The organism is Cellvibrio sp., assembly GCF_053579595.1.
Map to the genome: position 1 here is coordinate 453 of NZ_JBRFPI010000527.1, position 1,888 is coordinate 2,340.

General features: G+C 51.1%; 2 protein-coding genes and 1 pseudogene. 1 reads left to right on the top strand and 2 read right to left on the bottom strand.

What is annotated here, in order from left to right; genetic code table 11:
- Positions 1-245, top strand: a 245-nt coding sequence (locus ACWA6V_RS20710; RefSeq protein WP_449524260.1) for a sterol desaturase family protein, incomplete at its 5' end; no start/stop codon positions are given.
- Between the two features lie 123 nt (positions 246-368).
- Here ACWA6V_RS20710 and ACWA6V_RS20715 read toward each other — a convergent pair.
- Both ACWA6V_RS20715 and ACWA6V_RS20720 read right to left on the bottom strand, forming a co-directional pair.
- Entirely contained in the window at positions 369-1,658 is a 1,290-nt protein-coding gene (locus ACWA6V_RS20715) for a PepSY-associated TM helix domain-containing protein (protein WP_449524261.1), read from the bottom strand.
- Positions 1,659-1,674: 16 nt separating this feature from the next.
- Positions 1,675-1,888 (bottom strand): annotated as a pseudogene (locus ACWA6V_RS20720) (TonB-dependent siderophore receptor); the annotation flags it as partial.

Sequence of the window (1,888 nt, forward strand, 5' to 3'; positions counted from 1 at the left end):
CGAGATACCACATGGTTCATCACAGTGTTGCCAGAAAATATTCAGATTCCAACTTTGCGCAAATTTTTGTGTGGGATAGGTTGTTTGGCACTTATACAGATCCAGCGTCTGTACCTGAGGATGCGCCCAGTGGGCTGAATTATAAAAATACCAACCTGCGTTTGCTATTTGGATTTCCGCCACCGAAAAGCGCCGTCGCCAAGGTGGCAAGCGATGAGAAAGAAAATGGAAAGATTCATGGGTGACGGATTATCGATACAAAAAATATTGCTTCAAGTTCCGGTATGAAATGTTGGCAACCCGATGGTTTTGGGTTGCCAATTCACCAGCTGTTTTCCTCCGGCGGGTCTTATGCTTGTGGTCGGTTACTACGAACGTTGAACTCCTGCAGGCAAGTCTGCCGCTACTTCCTGACCAACTTTTCTGACGTTGCGCGCCTTGTATCTTTTATGCCAGATAATCACTCCTGTGATACTCAGCATCGCAATAACCAAGCCCATTATTGAAATCAGGATGCGCCCGGGCAACCCGAGAATACGACCTGAGTGCAACGGGAATTGAGCTTGTACAAACAGGTCAGCCGCAGTCCCTTTCCAAGGGGTAAAGTCACCGATCAGCTCGCCACTTTTTGCATCCAGAAATACGGCTTTATGCCCGACACCACCAGCACCATGCCCCTCTGCTGCAGAAAAAAACTCAATCCGGTATATGCCAAATTCGCGTGAGTACCAGACACTGTTTACTGGTTGGGACCACCCCTTGTCTGCTCCCGCTTGTTGCCCCAAGGCGACAGCCTGAGTGAAGCCGTAACCCGGTTCGATAGGGTTGTCGTGATCTGATGGAGTACGTTGATCAAAAGGGGTTGGGGTCACATCGGACACCATCGACATCACCGGGAAAAATACTTCCCGATACAAATTCAGGGAGAAACCCGTGAAGGCGATGACAAACAACAGCACCCAGGTCCAGAGGCCGAAAGCGCGATGCAGATCGAAATTCAATTTGGTTGGGCCGCCGCTCCAGCGAATCTTCCACGCCGGTTTCCAGCGTTGCCAATAGCTGCCGCTGCTATCGCCAATGACGGGTGATGCCACTTGAGCGCTGCGTTTGCGTCTGGGTAAAGTCAGGTAAAAGCCGATAAAACAATCGATGGTCCAGGTCAGGGCAACCACACCGAGCAACCAAATACCCCAGTGATCAGTGCCCATAAACTCGGGAATGTGCAAACTAAAATGCAATTTGTAGAGAAAGGAGACGAAGTTTTCGGTGGTGATCGGCCAAACCGCGCCCCACTCCCTTTTACCCAATATCTCGCCCGACACCGGATCAACATATACCTGGTTAAAACCTGGCTCATATAGCTCTCCGGTTTCCGGGTTAACCCTGGGTTCCACCCAATAGTAATAGGCGTGCCCGGGCTCAACCGATAACTCGTAATAGGTTACCTGCACTTGGGGATATTGCCGCTCCACCTGTTCGGCCAAATCCGTTGCACTCAATGGGCTGCCAACCGTGGTGGCGTCCAGCAAGTGCGGATTCAGCCAATCATCCAGCTCGTGATCCCAGGAAATAATGGCGCCGGTCAACCCGGTAATGACCAGGAATCCTGCAATCGCAAGCCCGAAATAACGATGGAGCAGGGTAAAGAAAGTGCGCATAGATTTGTCTCTTTAATTAATAGCGCCAGGTAATAGATCCCGTTACATTGCGTGGCGCGCCGTAGTTGGCCTGCCCCCACTGTGGGCTCAACAGGTATTTTTCATCGCCCGCATTATTCACATTCAGCGCTAATGTCAGGTTTGTTGTGACGGCATAGCGGGCAAAAAGATCCACGAGGGCGAGATCGCCCTGCACCTGGGTATCGCCGTAATAGAGCTCATTCTGCCAG